The organism is Streptomyces sp. NPDC059743 (genome assembly GCF_042732975.1).
Lineage (GTDB): Bacteria > Actinomycetota > Actinomycetes > Streptomycetales > Streptomycetaceae > Streptomyces.
The window spans coordinates 1-16,075 of the sequence record NZ_JBHWGS010000021.1; the positions used below are offsets into that span (position 1 = coordinate 1).

Annotated in this window: 3 protein-coding genes; 1 reads left to right on the top strand and 2 read right to left on the bottom strand. The window is 70.8% G+C overall.

The genetic code is table 11. The annotated features are described in order from the left end of the window. Positions 1–69 precede the first annotated feature (69 nt). Positions 70–1,845 (top strand): lantibiotic dehydratase, encoded by a 1,776-nt coding sequence (locus ACFV6H_RS31360; RefSeq protein WP_385549012.1) that lies wholly within the window; start codon positions 70–72, stop codon positions 1,843–1,845. A 189-nt stretch (positions 1,846–2,034) separates the two neighbouring features. Here ACFV6H_RS31360 and ACFV6H_RS31365 read toward each other — a convergent pair whose 3' ends face one another. Together ACFV6H_RS31365 and ACFV6H_RS31370 are read right to left on the bottom strand one after the other, a co-directional pair. Then, complete coding sequence (locus ACFV6H_RS31365; protein ID WP_385549016.1) at positions 2,035–9,471, bottom strand: amino acid adenylation domain-containing protein; 7,437 nt, start codon at positions 9,469–9,471, stop codon at positions 2,035–2,037. Continuing rightward, positions 9,468–16,043 carry an amino acid adenylation domain-containing protein gene (locus ACFV6H_RS31370; protein WP_385549019.1) on the bottom strand — a complete coding sequence of 2,192 codons (6,576 nt, stop codon included), beginning with the start codon at positions 16,041–16,043 and terminating at the stop codon, positions 9,468–9,470. Before ACFV6H_RS31370 ends, ACFV6H_RS31365 begins: the two co-directional genes overlap by 4 nt. Positions 16,044–16,075: the final 32 nt, after the last annotated feature.

Genomic DNA, 16,075 nt, shown 5'->3' on the forward strand with positions numbered 1-16,075 from the left:
CGTGGTGTGAAGGTGGATCCTGGTGTGGGTTTGGTGTCGGGGTCGGAGGTGTATTTTTCGAGTTGGTCGGTGGATGCGCTGGCGCGGGTGATCGGTGGGGTTCCTGGTGTGCGGGAGTGGGTGGCGCCGCGCCGGGTCCCGTTCGTCGGCGTGGTGGACGGGACCGTACGGGTGCCGGGACGACCTGCGCGTACGGTGTCGGAGCGGGAGCTACGGGTCCTCGAACTCTGCGACGGAGTACGTTCCGCCCATGCCATCCAGCGGCTGCTGGGACCGGACACCGATGTCACCGAAGCACTCGACACCCTGGTGAAACTGCGGTGTGTCACCTGGCGGCTGGAGGTGCCCGCCGACACCCGGCCCGAACTGCGGCTGCGCGAGATCCTGGACCGGATCGGCGATCCCGCCGTACGTGAGCCCGCGCTCGCCAAGCTGGATGTACTGGAGCGCGGGCGCGACCGCGTACGGGCGGCCGGGGACGACCCGGAGCGGCTGATCACCGCGCTCGCCGGCCTTGAGGAGGATTTCGAGCGGCTCACGGAAGCCGCCGCCCAGCGCGAGAAGGGCGCCACCACCGCGCCCTGCCGGGCCCTCGTCTACTCCGACTGTGTGCGCTCGGCCCAGGCCCGTATCGGTGGCGACATCGTGACAGCGCTGGCCCCGCTCGACCTCTTTATGACCAGCGCCGTCTGGCTGACCTCCCGGCTCGCCGAGCATGTGATGCGGCGGGCCGGTGAGGTGTTCGACCGGCTCACGGCCCAGGCCGAAGCGGACGGCACGGTGGATCTGGCGTCCTTCTGGTTCGCCTGTCTGCCGGTGCTGCACGGTGAGGGCGCCGCCGACGCGGTCCGCCTCCAGGAGGAGTTCCGCCGGCGCTGGAGCGCGATCCTCAACCAGCATCTGTCGGCGGGCGCCCGCCGCGTCCGGGTCTCCGGTGCGGAGATCGCCGACCGGATCGAGGAGGCCTTCGGCGGTACGGAGACGGGCTGGACGGCGGCCCGCTATCTCAGCCCGGACGTGATGGTCGCCGCGGCCGACACGGAGGCGCTGGAGCGCGGTGAGTTCGAGCTCGTCCTCGGCGAACTCCATCTCGCCACCAACACCTTGGGCGCGTCGCTCTTCGTCCATCAACACCCGGACTCCCGGGAGCTGTTCGCCCGGACGAGCCGCGACCACCCGGGCCCTCGGCTGATGCCGCTGCTGCCCAAGGAGCACAAGTCCAGGCTCTCCGCCCGGATCAGACACTCCCTGGTACGGCCCGAGGACTACCATGTCGCGCTCCTGGACCACACGGCAGACCCGGGCAGGCCGAATACCGTACTGAGCGCCGACGCCCAGGTCGAACGGCGGGGGGACCGCCTGGTGGTGGTGCTGCCCGACGGTACGGTGTTCGACGCCGTCGATGTCTTCTCCCATGTCCTTACCACACTGGTGATGGATCTCTTCCAGATCCTTCCGGAGAGCGACCGCTCGCCACGGGTCACGGTCGACTCGCTCGTGGTGGCGCGGGAGACCTGGCGGTTCGTGGCGTCGGAGATGGAGTTCGCGGGCGAGAAGAGTGAGGCGCGTCGGTTTGTGCGGGCGCGTCAGTGGCGGTCGGCGCAGGAGTTGCCGCGGTGGGTGTTCGTGGTGTCTCCGACGGAGCCGCGTCCGTTCTTTGTCGATTTCGACAGTCCGGTGTACGTGAATATCTTCGCGAAGGCGGCACGTCGGCTGGCGCGGAAGGATCCGTCGGCACGCATGACGGTCACCGAGATGCTGCCGACACCGGAGCAGGCCTGGCTGACCGACGACGAAGGCAACACCTACACCTCGGAACTCCGGTTCGTCGCGGTGACCGACTGATCTGATCTTTCTGCTGTTCCCGCTGTTCCCGCCCGGGGCGGTCCTGACTACCAGGACCGCCCCGGGCTTTCGCCTGTGCTCGCCCGCCCGCTTGTCCACCAACCGTACGTACGAAAGCTCCCGCAGCACACAGCAAAGCGGTGGGACACCGTCCTCCGGTGTCCCACCGCTCCCTGCCGGCCTGTACCGTCAGCCGTTCGTCGCCCTCCCACTCGATCCCTCGTCGGCGCCGACGATCACCGCGTCCATGACCTCCGCCAGCCGCGACACATGCGGCGGCTTCATCACGCCGAAGTGGTCGCCCGGCACCCGGTGGACTTCCACGCCCTCGGTGAGCAGCTCACGCCAGCGGCTCAGATAGTCCTCGAAGGACTGGCCGAACGCCACCTCGTGCTCGCCCTGGGCGAGTTCATCGCTGACGATGAGATGGAGTCGGCCGGCGAACGGGCGGTGCCGGTAGGCCAGATCCATCTCCATCACCTCCCGCCAGATCCGGGCGGCGCGCGGCCACGCCTCGCCGACGCCCTCGTCGGGCAGAGTGATACCGGTCTCCTCGTCCACATCGTCGACCAGGTGGTTCAGCAGATCCAGGATCTCCGCCCGGCGCTCCGGTGTGTCCGCCTCGGCGCCGCCCTGCGCCACCTCGTTGACCAGCCGTTCCAGTCGGCGGATCAGTGCCAGCTCCCGCCAGCCCTCGGCCCGTTCGTGCGCGTCGAGACCCGGGTCGAGGAGCATGAAGGTGACCTCCTCGCCCGCGCCCACCAGCCGGCTCGCCATCTCCGAGGCGATTCCGCTGCCGCCGCACCAGCTGAAGAGTACGTACGGACCGACGGGCTGGAGGGCCCGCAGCTCGGTGAGATAGCGCTCGGCCATCTCCTCGGCGGTCGGCGGGCTCGCCGAGGTGTGCGGTCCGGGCCACTCGAACGCGGCCACCGGCCGGTCCGTACTCAGATGCGGCGCGAGCCGCAGATACCAGTGGGCGCTGCCACCGCCCGGATGGACGAAGAACAGCGGACGGCCACTGCCCTTCTCGCGGATCCACAGCATCGCCCGGTTCGCCTCCTCGCCCGCCCTGCCGGTCGCGCCCTCCGCGGTCGACGCGCTCCGGGCGGATTCGATGCTCGCGGCCAGACCGGCGACCGTACGGTGCTCGATGAACGACCGGAACCGCAGCTCCAGTCCGTGCCGGGCGCGCAGTGTCGCCACGATCCTCATCAGTGCCAGCGAATGACCGCCCAGCTCGAAGAAGTCGTCGTGCGCGCCGACGCGTTCGACGGCCAGTGCCTCGCTCCACGTGTCGGCGATGGCCTGCTCCAGCTCGCCCGTGGGAGCCACATACGGCGGCAGGAGCGCGGGCCGCGCGCCGTCCGGTACGGGAAGCGCCGCACGGTCGATCTTGCCGGCGGGCGTGAGCGGGAAGGTGTCGAGGACGAAGTAGTGCGTCGGCAGCAGTCCCTTCGGCACCCGGCCACGGAGATGCTCGCGCAGTTCGGCGGGCTCGGCCTGATGTCCTTCAGCGGTCTCGACGTACGCGACCAGCGTCGCGTCGGCCGTGCCCGCGCGGTGCACCGTGACCACCGCCGCGGCCACCGCCGGATGGCCGAGCAGCAGATTCTCGATCTCGCCCGGCTCGGCGCGCAGTCCACGCACCTTGACCTGGTGGTCCTGACGGCCGTGGTACTGGAGTGTGCCGTCGGTGTTGCGCGACACCAGATCGCCGGTGCGGTAGAGCCGCGCTCCAGGTCGGCCGCCGTACGGGTCGGGCACGAAGCGTTCCGCCGAGAGGTCCGGACGGTTGAGATAGCCACGGGCCAGTCCGGCGCCGCCCACATACAGCTCGCCATGGACTCCGTCCGCGACCGGGCGGAGGTCCGCGTCGAGGACGTACACCTGGAAGTTTCCGATCGGCCGGCCCATCGACGGCGGGGCTGCCGGTCCGCTCACCCTGGCGGTGCTGCTCACCCGGGCAGGAGGCACCGGCGCGAGAGTGGCGCACACCGAAGTCTCCGTCGGTCCGTAGGCGTTGATGAAGGTCACCCGGTCCGACCAGCGGGCCGCCTGTTCGGCGGAGCAGGCCTCACCGGCCGACACCAGTACACGCAGGTGCGGGAAGTCCGTCGTCGTCAGCCGGTCCAGCAGCGACGGCGGCAGTGTCATATGGGTGACCAGACCGGCCTGCTGCCGCAGATCGCCCGGGTCCGTGTCCGGCGGTGGCAGCACCAGTTCGGCGCCGTTGGTGAGCGCCATGATCACCTCCCAGACGAAGGCGTCGAAGCTCGGCGAGGCGAACTGGAGCACCCGGTCGCCCTCGCGTACATCGAGATGCTCACGCTGCGCGTACCGCAGATTGAGCGGTCCTCGATGCGGCACTCCGACGCCCTTGGGCAGTCCGGTCGATCCGGAGGTGTAGATCACATAGGCGAGACTGTCGAGCGAGGGCCGACCTTGGCCTCGGCCTCCAGGATCCGGCGCCGGAACCTCCCCGCCCGCCAGGTCGCCTTCGTACAGGTCCTCGACGGTCTCCACCGCGCAACTCACGCCGGACGGAAGGCCGGTACGCAGCGCGCGCGTGCTGAGCAGGACCGTGACCTCCGCGTCCGTCAGCATGTGCCGCAGACGCTCGGCCGGATACTCCGGATCCAGCGGCAGGAACGCGCCACCGGCCTTGAGCGTCGCCAGCAGAGCGACGATCAGATCCGGCGTACGGGGCAGATACAGGCCGACGATGCTGTCGGGCCCGACGCCCAGTCCACGCAGCCGCCGCGCCAGCCGCTCGGCGCGCTCGTCCAGCGCGCGGTAGTCGACGGTGTCGTTCCCGTACCGCAGAGCGACCGAGTGCGGTGTGGATCTGGCCTGTTCTGCGGCCAGTTCATGCACCAGCAGAGCGGACGGCACCGGCCGCTCCGTGTCGTTCCCGTGGTGTACGGTCCGGTCGTGGTCGGCGGGCGGCAGCGTCAGCCCGTACGCGTCACCGTCCGGATCGGCGGCCATCGCCTCCAGTACATGACGGTAGACGCGGCCCAGCAGTTCCAGCCGCGTACGTCCCACCAGGCTCGGCCGGCCGCCGAGCCGCAGCACGCCCGGGAACGTCCATACCTCCAGGGCGAGTTCGCTGGGACTGAAGTCGTCGACCATACCGACCTCGTCCGACTCCCAGTCCAGCACATGGAAGTCGAGATAGCCGAAGGCCACATCGATGAGCGTCGGCGAAGTGCCCCACTCCCGCTGCATGGCCGGCATCGGATAGCGGCGGTGCGGCCACAGCTCGGCCTCGCCCGCGAAGACATCGCGGACCAGCTCACGCCAGGTCGAGGCCGACAGATCGGCGGCGAACGGCACCGTGTTGAGATACAGCCCGCGCACCTCGTCGCCGCGCGCCAGCTCCGGTCTGCCGTTGCAGACCAGCCCGGTGTGGAAGCGCCTGCGGCCGGTGACCACGCCCAGCGCCCGCAGATGCGCGGCGTGCAGCACACTCTTCAGCGAGCCGCCGGCCGCCGCCGCGAGCCGCCGCAGACCCGGCAGCAGATCGCGGTACGGCACATCGATGATGGTGGCCTTCTCGTCCTGCTCCGGGCTGCCCCAGGCCGGCGGAAGCTCGAACTTCTCGCTGCCGCCGATCCGTTCGGCCCAGAACGCGCGGTCCTCCGCAGATTCGAGCGCGGCGCGCTCCAGCGCGATGAAATCGGCGAACCGTACATCGGGCGCCGGCGGCAGATCCGGTGTCCGGCCCTGCCGTACCGTCCGGTACAGGGAGATCAGCTCGGCGACCACCGAGGTATGACTCCAGCCGTCCAGAATGGCGTGCGCCTCGATATGGGTCAGCCACCACTCCTCGTCGGAGATCTGATGGACGTGGTAGCGCAGCAGCGGAGGACGGCCGAGATCGAAGGGCCTGCGCCGCTCGCCCACCAGGAAGCCGTCCACGACGGCCCGCTGGTCCGCCGTCGGCATCGACCTCAAGTCATCGAATCCGAGCGGCAGTTCGGCCTCACGGTGGACGAGCTGCATGGCCTCGGAGTAACCGGACAGATCGAACGAGGTCCGCAGGATCTCATTGCGCGCGACCAGCAGCCGGGCCGCCTCGGTCAGTGCCGCCCGATCGAACGGCAGCTCGTCGTGGACCTTGTAGCAGGAGACGTTCTGGTAGACGGCCCGGTCGGTCGCCGCCAGCATCTCGTAGACCATCCCGGCCTGCGTCTGCGCCATCGGGTACGCGTCGTCCAGACCGTCCGGAAGCCGGGCCCGGTCCACCTCACTCACCAGCGCGAACCGCTCCACGAGCGCGTCGGCCGCCACAGAACCGGCCGTACCGTCGGCGGACTTCGCGCGCGAGCGCACCAACTTCGCCAGCTCGGCAACCCGCTGACGGGTGAACAGATCGTGCACGGAGACCTCGAAGCCCTGCTCACGCAGCCGGCCGACAGCCCGGATCGCACGCAGCGAGTCACCGCCGAGCTGGAAGAAACTGTTGTGCACACCCACCTTGTCGACGCCCAGGGCCGCGGCGAACGCCTCGGCGAGCGTCCGCTCCAGCGCGTCGCGCGGCGCGATGTACTCGCCGGCGCCGGCCCCGGCCCACAGCGAGCCGGCGTCCTCGGGCGCGGGCAGCGCCTTGCGGTCCACCTTGCCGCTGGTCGTCAGCGGCAGCGCGTCCAGCAGCATCCAGTGCGCCGGGCACATGTGCTCGGGCAGCTTTCCGCGCAACTCCTCCCGCACGGCGGCGACATCCGCGGTGGCGGGCGTGAGATGGGCGACGAGCCGCTCGTCGTGCAAAGTGACCGCGACCGCGTCCACGCCCGCGCACTCGGTGAGCACGGCCTCGATCTCGCCGAGTTCGACGCGCTGACCGCGGATCTTGACCTGGTGGTCCAGCCGCCCGAGATACTCGATGGTGCCGTCGGTCCGGTACCGGGCGAGATCGCCGGTACGGTACAGCCGCTCGCCGGGAACGGCGGCGAACGGGCTGGGCACGAACCGTTCCGCCGTCAGCGCCGGCCGGCCGAGATAGCCACGGGCGAGCTGCACTCCGCCGAGCAGCAGCTCTCCCGGCACACCGACCGGGACGGGACGCAGCCCGTCGTCCACGATGTAGGTACGGGTGTTGGCGATGGGCCGTCCGATGGTGACGGGCAGACCGGGCGCACACCGCGCGGCGGTGACATCCACCGCCGCCTCGGTCGGCCCGTACAGATTGTGCAGCTCGCAGCCGATCCGCTCGTGCACGGCCGTGACCAGGTCGACCGGGAGCGCCTCGCCGCTGCATATCATCCGCCGCAGTGTGGGCAGCGCAGGCAGCGGTCCGGCCAGGAACGCGCGCAGCATGGACGGTACGAAGTGCAGTGTGGTGACGCCCTCGTCGGCGATCACACCGGCCAGATAGGCGGGATCGCGATGTCCGCCGGGCCGGGCCAGCACCAGAGTGGCGCCGGTCATCAGCGGCCAGAAGAACTCCCACACGGATACGTCGAAGCCGTACGGCGTCTTCTGGAGCACCCGGTCCGTCCCGGTGAGTCCGTAGGCCTCCTGCATCCAGTGCAGCCGGTTGACGATGGCGCGGTGCTCGACCACCACTCCCTTGGGACGGCCCGTCGACCCGGAGGTGTAGATGACATACGCGGGATGCTCCGGCGCGGGGCCGGACCAGAAGTCGGCGCCGATGCCGATGCCGGTGGTGGTGCCGGTGCTGCTGCCGGTGCCGGAGAGCCCGGACAGCGCGGGCGGCCCGGAGAGGCCGGACCGGTCGGCGTCGATGTCCACGATCTGCCGGTTCCCGGCGCTGTCCCCGCCGGACACCAGCGCCGCCAGCCCGGCGTCCGTGACGACGACCGTCGCCGCCGAGTCGTCCAGCATGAAACCGAGGCGCTCGCGCGGATACTCGGGATCCAGCGGCAGATACGCGCCTCCGGCCTTCAGGACGGCGAGCAGCGCCACCACCAGACCGATTCCCCGCGGAAGACACACGCCGACCACGGACTCCGGGCCCACACCGCGCTCCCGCAGCTCTCCGGCGAGCCGGTCGGCCTCGGCGCCGAGCCGCGCGTACGACACCGTCGTGCCCTCGTACCGCAGCGCGGGCGCGTCCGGAGTCCGGGCGGCCTGGGCCTCGAACAGCGCGGGCAGTGTTCCGGACGGATACGGCCGGGCGGTGTCGTTCCACTCCTCCAGCAGCAGACCGCGCTCGGCCGGAGAGAGGATCTCCAACTCGTCCACCGGCAGCCCTGGTTCGGCCGTGGCGCTCTCCAGGAGCCGGGCGAAGTGCGCGGCGAACCGCTCGGCGGTCTCCCGGTCGAACAGCGCCGACGCGTAGTTCAGAGCCCCCGACAGAGAGCCGTCCGACAGCTCGGACACGCCGAGCGTCAGATCGAACTTGGCCGTGCTCTCACCGACCGGCAGCCGGTCGACCGTCAGCGGGCCCATGGTCCGAGGCCCGGCCGTCGCCGCCGACTCCTCCTGCCAGAGCAGCATCGCCGAGAACAGCGGTGTCCGCGACGGATCGCGCTCCGGCGCCAGTTCGTCCACCAGCCGCTCGAAGGGCACCTCCTGGTGGCCGTACGCGTCGAGCGCCGACTCCCGTACGCGCCGCAGCACTTCGGTGAAGGAGGGCGAGCCGGACAGATCGGTTCGTAGGACCAGGGTGTTGAGGAACAGCCCGGCCATGTCCTGCACTTCGGGCCGATCACGGCCGGCCACGGGTGTGCCGACGGCCACGTCCCGCTGTCCGCTCCAGCGGCCGAGCAGCATCGCGTACACGGCGGTCAGCGCCATGAACGGCGTCGCGCCCTGGGCGCGCGCCAGCGCCGTAAGCCGTCCGGCCACCTCCGCCGGGACCTTGAGCGGTACTTGTGCGCCGGCGACATCGCGTACGGCGGGACGCGGCCGGTCCGTGGGCAGCTCCAGCGGCTCCAGCCCGGCCAGCCGCTCCCGCCAGTGGACGAGCTGCCTCTCCAGCAGCTCCCCGGAGAGCCGTTCGCGCTGCCAGACCGCGAAGTCGGCGTACTGCAAAGGGCCTTGAGGCTCAGCCGTCGGGCGGCCGGCCACCGCGTCGCCGTAGCGGGCCGCCACCTCGGCCACCAGCAGATCCTCGCTCCAGCCGTCCGAGGCGATGTGATGGAACGTCAGCAGCAGCGCGTGCTCGTCCCGGTCCAGCCGGACCAGTGTCGCCGACAGAACGGGACCGGTCGCCAGATCGACGGGAAGCCGCTCGGAGGTGACAAGGACGGCGAGACGGGCGTCCGCCCGCTCCCGGTCCAGTCCGCGCAGATCCAGCTCGGTCAGCGGCACGGGACTCGGCTCGTCGATCAGCTGCACCGGCTCGCCGTCCACCACCGGATAGCGGGTGCGCAGCACCTCGTGCCGGGCCACCGTCCCGTCCAGCGCGGTGCGCAGAGCGGCCAAATCCAGCTCGCCACGCAGCCGCAGGGCCGCGGTCATCAGATACTCCGTGCTGCCCGGCTGGAGCTGGTCCAGGATCCACAGCCGCCGCTGCGCGAAGGACAGCGGCAGCGGGCCGCCGCGCGGAGCCCGGCCGATGCCGTCGCTCCGCCTGGGCGCCGCCCTGCCGCGCAGCCGCTGCCGCAGCAGCTCCTGCCGCAGCGCCGCCCGGTTGCCGGTCTCGGTCTCGGTCATCGCACACTCCTCTGGGACAGCAGTCCCGCCACTTCGTCGTCCGACAGCCCGGCGATCTCGGCCTCGACGGCCTCGGACACCGCCTCGGCCAGCCCGGCCACCGTGGTGGCCTCGAACAGCCTGCGCAGCGGCAGGTCGACCGCGAACGCCTCTCTGATCCGCGCGAGCACCCGGGTGGCCAGCAGGGAGTGGCCGCCCAGCGCGAAGAAGTCGTCCAGGGCGCCGACCCGCGCCATGTCGAGCACCTCGCACCAGATCGCGGCGACGGTCTCCTCCGCCGGATCACGCGGTGCCACGTACTCCCGTCCGCCGTCCGTACGGGCGAGCACCGGATCGGGCAGCGCCTTGCGGTCCACCTTCTTGCTGGTGGTCAGCGGCAGCGCGGGCAGTGTCACCCAGAGCGACGGGATCATGTACTCGGGCAGCAACTCGCCCAGATGTGAGCGGAGTTCGCCGACGTCCGGCACCGAGCTGTCCGGCCGGGCCACCAGATACGCGGCCAGCCGCTTGTCGCCGGGCGCCACCTCCGCCGCCACGGCCACGGCCTCCTGGATCGCCGGATGGCGCACCAGGGCCGCTTCGATCTCGCCCAGCTCTATCCGCAGTCCGCGGATCTTGACCTGATGGTCGATCCGGCCCAGGAACTCGATCGTGCCGTCGGGCCGGTGGCGTACGAGATCACCGGTCCGGTACAACCGCTGTCCCGGCTCCGTCCCCAGCGGATCCGGTACGAACCGGTCGGCGGTCAGCTCCGGCCTGCCGTGGTAGCCACGCGCCAGCCGTACCCCGCCGAGGCACAGCTCACCGGGCACACCGGCCGGGACCGGACGCAGATCCGCGTCCAGCACATAGGCCCGGGTCCCGGCCACGGGCCGTCCGATGGGCATGGCCGAAGCGCCCGGTTCGTTGTCCTGCCCGCGGCCGAGGCCCGCGCCCGGTTCGGCTCCCACCCGGTGGAGCAGGCAGGTGACGGTCGCCTCGGTGGGCCCGTAGTTGCACAGGAAGCGTCCGGGCAGCCCGGTCTCGGCCCAGCGCCGCGCGTCGGCCGCCGTGACCACATCACTGCCGACATTCATCAGCTTCAGCCCGGTCAGCCGGTGCAGCGAGCCGGACTCCGCCATCGCCCGGTAGTAGGCCGGAGTGATCTCGACGATCGCCACCTCGTGCTCGGCGAGCCGGGCGGGCAGCTCCGCGGGCGTCCAGAAGACCGGATCGCCCACCACGATCGTGGCGCCCGCCGTCAGCGTGGCCGCGATCTGGTCCATCGCCACATCGAAGGTGAGCGCGGACAGCAGCACCACCCGCTCACCGGGCTCGATGCCGTACTCGTCCGCGATCACCCGGCAGTGATGGGCATAGGAGCGGTGCTCGATCATCACGCCCTTGGGACGCCCGGTGGAGCCGGAGGTGTAGATGACGTAGGCGAGATTGCCCGGTGTGACCGGCACGGGCGCGTTCGCCGATGCCAGCGGATCCGCCGACGTCCCGGCATCCGCCGATGCCTGCGGATCCGCCGATGCCCGCGAATCCCTCGTCGCCTCCGGTCCGCCGATCCTGTCCTCGCCGTCGACGGTGACCACGTGGTACGGGCCCGTCCCCAGCCGGTCCGCGAAGTCCGCGCCGGCGACCACCACCGTCGCGCCGACATCGCCCAGCATGAAGCGCAGCCGCTCCAGCGGATGCAGCGGATCGAACGGCGCGTACACACCGCCGGCCTTGAGCACACCCAGCAGCACCACGACCGCCTCGGCGCTGCGCTCCAGGCAGGACGCGACCACCGTCTCCGGTCCCACGCCCAGAGAACGGAGCCGATGCGCGAACCGGTTGGCGCGGGCGTTCAGCTCCGCGTAGCCGATCTCCACATCCCCGGACACCACCGCCACCGCGTCCGGTGTCCGCGCGGCCTGCCGCTCGAACAGCTCCGGTACGGTCAGCGCGTGCTCGGCCGCGGGATCGAGCCGGGCGAGCCGGTCCCTCTCCGGATCCGACCAGCTGTGCACCAGCGTCCTGTGCTCGGCCTCGGTGAGCAGCGCGAGATCGCCGATCCGCGCGTCGGGACCGGCGGTGACACTGTTCAGCAGCGCCAGATAGTGCCCGGCCATCCGCTCGACCGTCGCCCGCTCGAAGAGCCCTGTCGCATACTCGAACCAGCAGTGCAGCCGTCCGTCGGAGCGCTGCTTGACCGTCATCGTGAGATCGAACTTGGCCACGGCGGGCCCGGTGTTGACCGGCTCGATGACCGATCCGCCCAGCGTCGCGGGCACACCCTCCATGTGCTGGAGTTCGAACATCACCTGGAACAGCGGATTGCGCGAGAGATCGCGGTCCGGCCGCAGCGCGTCCACGAGGTGCTCGAACGGTACGTCCTGGTGGGCCATCGCCTCCAGGGACACCGTGCGCACCTGGTCCAGGAAGTCCGTGAAGACCGGATTGCCCGACAGGTCGTTGCGGATCACCAGATTGTTGGTGAAGAAGCCGACGAGATCCTCGGTCTCCTCCCGGGTCCGTCCCGCGACCGGCGTGCCGACCGCGATATCCGTACGGCCGGTGTAGCGCCCGAGCAGCAGCTGAAACGCCGCCAGCAGGACCATGAACGGCGTCGCGCCGTGCCGCGCCGCCAGGTCCGAGACACCTCGGCCCGTCCCGGCCGGCACATCCACGATCACCGTGTCGCCACGGGCGTCGCGCACGGCTGATCTGAGCCGGTCGGCGGGCAGCTCGACAGGGCTGAGTCCGGCCAGCCGGTCGCTCCAGTAGGCGAGTTGGCCCGCGATCTCGCCCGCCGACTGCTGTGCGCGCTGCCAGGCCGCGAAGTCCGCGTACTGCACCGGCTGGGCACGGAGCGGCGAGGGACGGCCGGCCGTGAACGCCTCGTACGCCGCGTTCAGATCCTTCAGACAGATGCCCATCGACCAGGCGTCGAAGGCGATGTGATGGAGCGTCAGACCGAGCAGATGGTCGTCCGGCGCCGTACGGATCACCGTGACCCGGAACGGTGCCTCCCGCTCCAGATCGAACGGCAGACCGGAGGCGCGGTCCAGCAGCTCCCGGGCCGAGGCCTCGGCGTCCGGCGTCCCGGACAGATCGTGCAGTGTGAAGTCGACAGGGCCCGGCGGATCGATGAGCTGCACCGGATCACCGCCGCGCGAGACATAACGGGTGCGCAGGATCTCGTGCTTGGTCGCGGTCGCGTCCACCGCTCGCCGGAACGCCTCGGTGTCCAGCGGGCCGCGCAGCCGCAGCGCCACCGGCACGACATACTCGTCGCTGCCCGGATCGAGCTGGTCCAGGAACCACATACGCTGCTGGCCGAACGAGAGCGCCAGCTCTCCGCCGCGCTCCACCGGCCGGATCCCGGGCTCCTCGTCGTCCGTCCCGGCCGAGCCGACCCGGGCGGCCAGCTCCGCGACCGTACGGGCATGGAACAGCTCGCCGACCGTCAGCTCGATGCCGAAGGCGCGGCGCAGCCGCAGCACCAGCCGGATCGCCAGCAGGGAGTGCCCGCCGAGTGCGAAGAAGTCGTCGTCGGCGCTGACCCGTTCCACTCCGAGGATCTCGCCCATCAGCTCGGCGACGGTCCGCTCGGCGGCGGTACGCGGAGCCGTCCAGGCCGTTCCGTCCGGCTGGTCACGGCTCTCCGGCGAAGGCAGCCGCCTGCGGTCCACCTTGCCGTTCGGTGTCAGCGGAATCGCGTCGAGCGGGACCGTGACCGACGGGATCATGCTCTCCGGCAGCCGGGCCGCCAGCAGGGCACGCAGCTCCTCGGATTCCGGGAGCGGTGTTCCCGGCGCCGCTACGAGATAGGCGACCAGCTCCGTGTCGCCGGACTCCGGCCGGTGCGTGGTCACCACCGCGGCGGCGACCGCGGGATGGGCGGTGAGAGCCGCCTCGATCTCGCCCGGCTCGATCCGGACACCTCGTACCTTGACCTGCTCGTCGATACGCCCGACGAATTCGAGCGCGCCGTCCTCACGACGGCGCACCAGGTCTCCGGTGCGGTACCACCGCTCGCCGGGAGTGCTCGGGAAGGGATGCGGAGTGAAACGGTCCGCCGTCAGATCTCCTCGGCCGGCATAGCCGCGCGCCAGACCGACGCCGGCGACACACAGCTCACCGGGCACACCCACCGGTACGAGCTGGTCCTCGGCGTCCACCACGAACGTACGGACATTGGGCAGCGGACGGCCGATCGGGACGATCTCGGCCTGCTCGGTCCCGTCGTAGCGCCACGCCGTGGAGTCGATCGCGCACTCGGTCGGGCCATAGGTGTTGAACACCTCGACATCGGCCGTCTCGCGCAACCGCGCGCAGAGCTCGGCGGGCAACGGTTCGCCGGCCGAGCACACCAGACGCAGCGCGGAGCACTCACCGAGATCCGCCTCGGCCAGCAGCAGCCGCAGCACCGACGGGACGAGCTGAAGGACGGTCACATCGTGCTCGGCCACCGCGCGGACCATGACCGAGGGATCGCGATGGGCCTCCTCGGGCGCCATGACCACCGCGCCGCCCGACACGAGTGGCGAGAGGAACTCCCATACGGCCGCGTCGAAACCGATGGTGGTCTTCTGGAGCACCCGGTCGCCCGGGCCGATCCCGTACCGGTCCACGGACCACAGCACACGGTTGCGTATGCCGGCCTGGGTGACCACCACACCCTTGGGCCGGCCGGTCGAACCGGACGTATACATGATGTACGCGGCATCGGTATTGCCGACAAACACCGGCTCCATCAAGGCCGTGTCCGACGGTGCGCTCTCGTCGCGCCCGGCGCCGTCGACCGTCACCACACGAGGATGAGCGGGCAGCCGGTTACGCAGCGACTCCTGGGTGAGCAGCACCTCGGCACCGGCGTCGGAGATCATGAACGCCAGCCGCTCCGCCGGATGTTCGGGCGCCAGCGGTACATAGACGCCTCCCGAGGCGAGCACCGCGAGAAGCGCCGTGACAAGGTCGCCGCCGCGGTGCAGCGCCACTCCGACCGGCGTGCCGCGCGTGACTCCCAGGCTCTGGAGCCGCCGGGAGAGTACGCCCACCTGCCGCGCGAGCTCCGCGTAACTGGTCTCCGTACTCCCGGACACCACGGCCAGCGCGTCCGGTGTGGCCCGCGCCCGCTCCAGGAACAGTTCGGACAGGGACCGGTCGGCGGTCACCGTGTCCGTACGGTTCCACTCGGCGAACCGCGGCAGTTCGGACTCGGGAACGATCTCCAGCCGGTGCACGGACACGCCGGGCCGGTCGGCGATATCGGTGAGCAGCCGCAGCAGTCCGTCCGCCATCCGCTCGATACGCGCCGCATCGAACAGGGCCGTCGGATAGAGGAACTTCGCCTCCAGCGAGCCGTCCGGCCGCGCGGCGAGATGCAGCGACAGATCGAACGCCGAACTGGCCGTGGTCGACTCGTACTTGGAGACCTCCAGACCGGGCAGCCGCAACGGCCGGCGCCGGGCGTTGTGCAGCGCGAACCCGACCTGGAAGACCGGGTTGCGGGACGGATCGCGCTCCGGAGCCAGATCGGCGACGACCCGCTCGAACGGCACTTCCTGATTGCTGAAGTCGTCCAGCTGGGCGTCACGGACGCGCGCCAGCAGCTCCGTGAACGACGGATCGCCGGACAGATCGGTCCGCAGCACCACGGTGTTGAGGAACATACCGATCATCTGGTCCAGCTCGGGCTGGTCACGGCTGGCCAGGGAGACGCCGACCGCCACATCGCGCCGGCCCGTGTGCCGGGCCAGCAGAAGCTGGAACGCGGCGAGATACGTCATGAACGGTGTCGCGCCCGCTCGCCGGCCGACCTCGTCGACCCGCGCCGCGAGCGCGGCGGGCACCGTGAAGGACAGGCTGTCCCCGGCGGAGTCCCACCGGGCCGGCCGCGGCCGGTCGGCGGGCAGCTCCAGCGGATCGAGATCCGCCAGCCGCTCCCGCCAGTAGGCGCGCTGCCGGTCCATGGACTCGGCGGACGCCTCGTAACTCTCGCGCTGCCACTGCGCGTAGTCCAGATACTGCACGGGCAGCGGTTCCAGCGGCGACGGCTCGCCCTGGGTGAACGCGGTGTACAGCGTCTCGATCTCCTCCGCGAGCACACCCCACGACCAGCCGTCGAAGGCGATGTGATGCACGGTGATCAGCAGAGCCGTGTCGTCCGGGCCGAGGTTCACCAGTGTCAGCCGCCACGGCGGGCGCTCGCGCAGATCGATCGGCGTGCGCAGCTCGGTGGCGCTGAGCTCCTGCAGCCGCGTGCGCCGCTCGTCGGCCGGCAGCCCGGCGAGATCCACCAGGGCGGGCTCCACCGGCCGTGGCGGATCCACGGTCTGCGCACCGGCGCCGGCGCCGCTGCCGTCTCCGCCGTTGTCTCCGTCTCCGTCGACAGAGCCGTACCGCGTGCGCAGCACCTCGTGACGTACGGCGATCTCGGAGAGCGCGGCCGTGAGCGCGCCGGTGTCCAGCGGCCCTCGCAGCCGGAACGCCTCGTGCAGTAGATACTCGGTCGTGGCTCCGGACCGTAGCTGATCGAGAAACCAGAGCTGTTCCTGTGCGAATGACAGCGGGTACGGGCCGTCGCCGGTTGCCATCGGTCGCCTCCCAGAGTGAGAAGTAGGGTTCA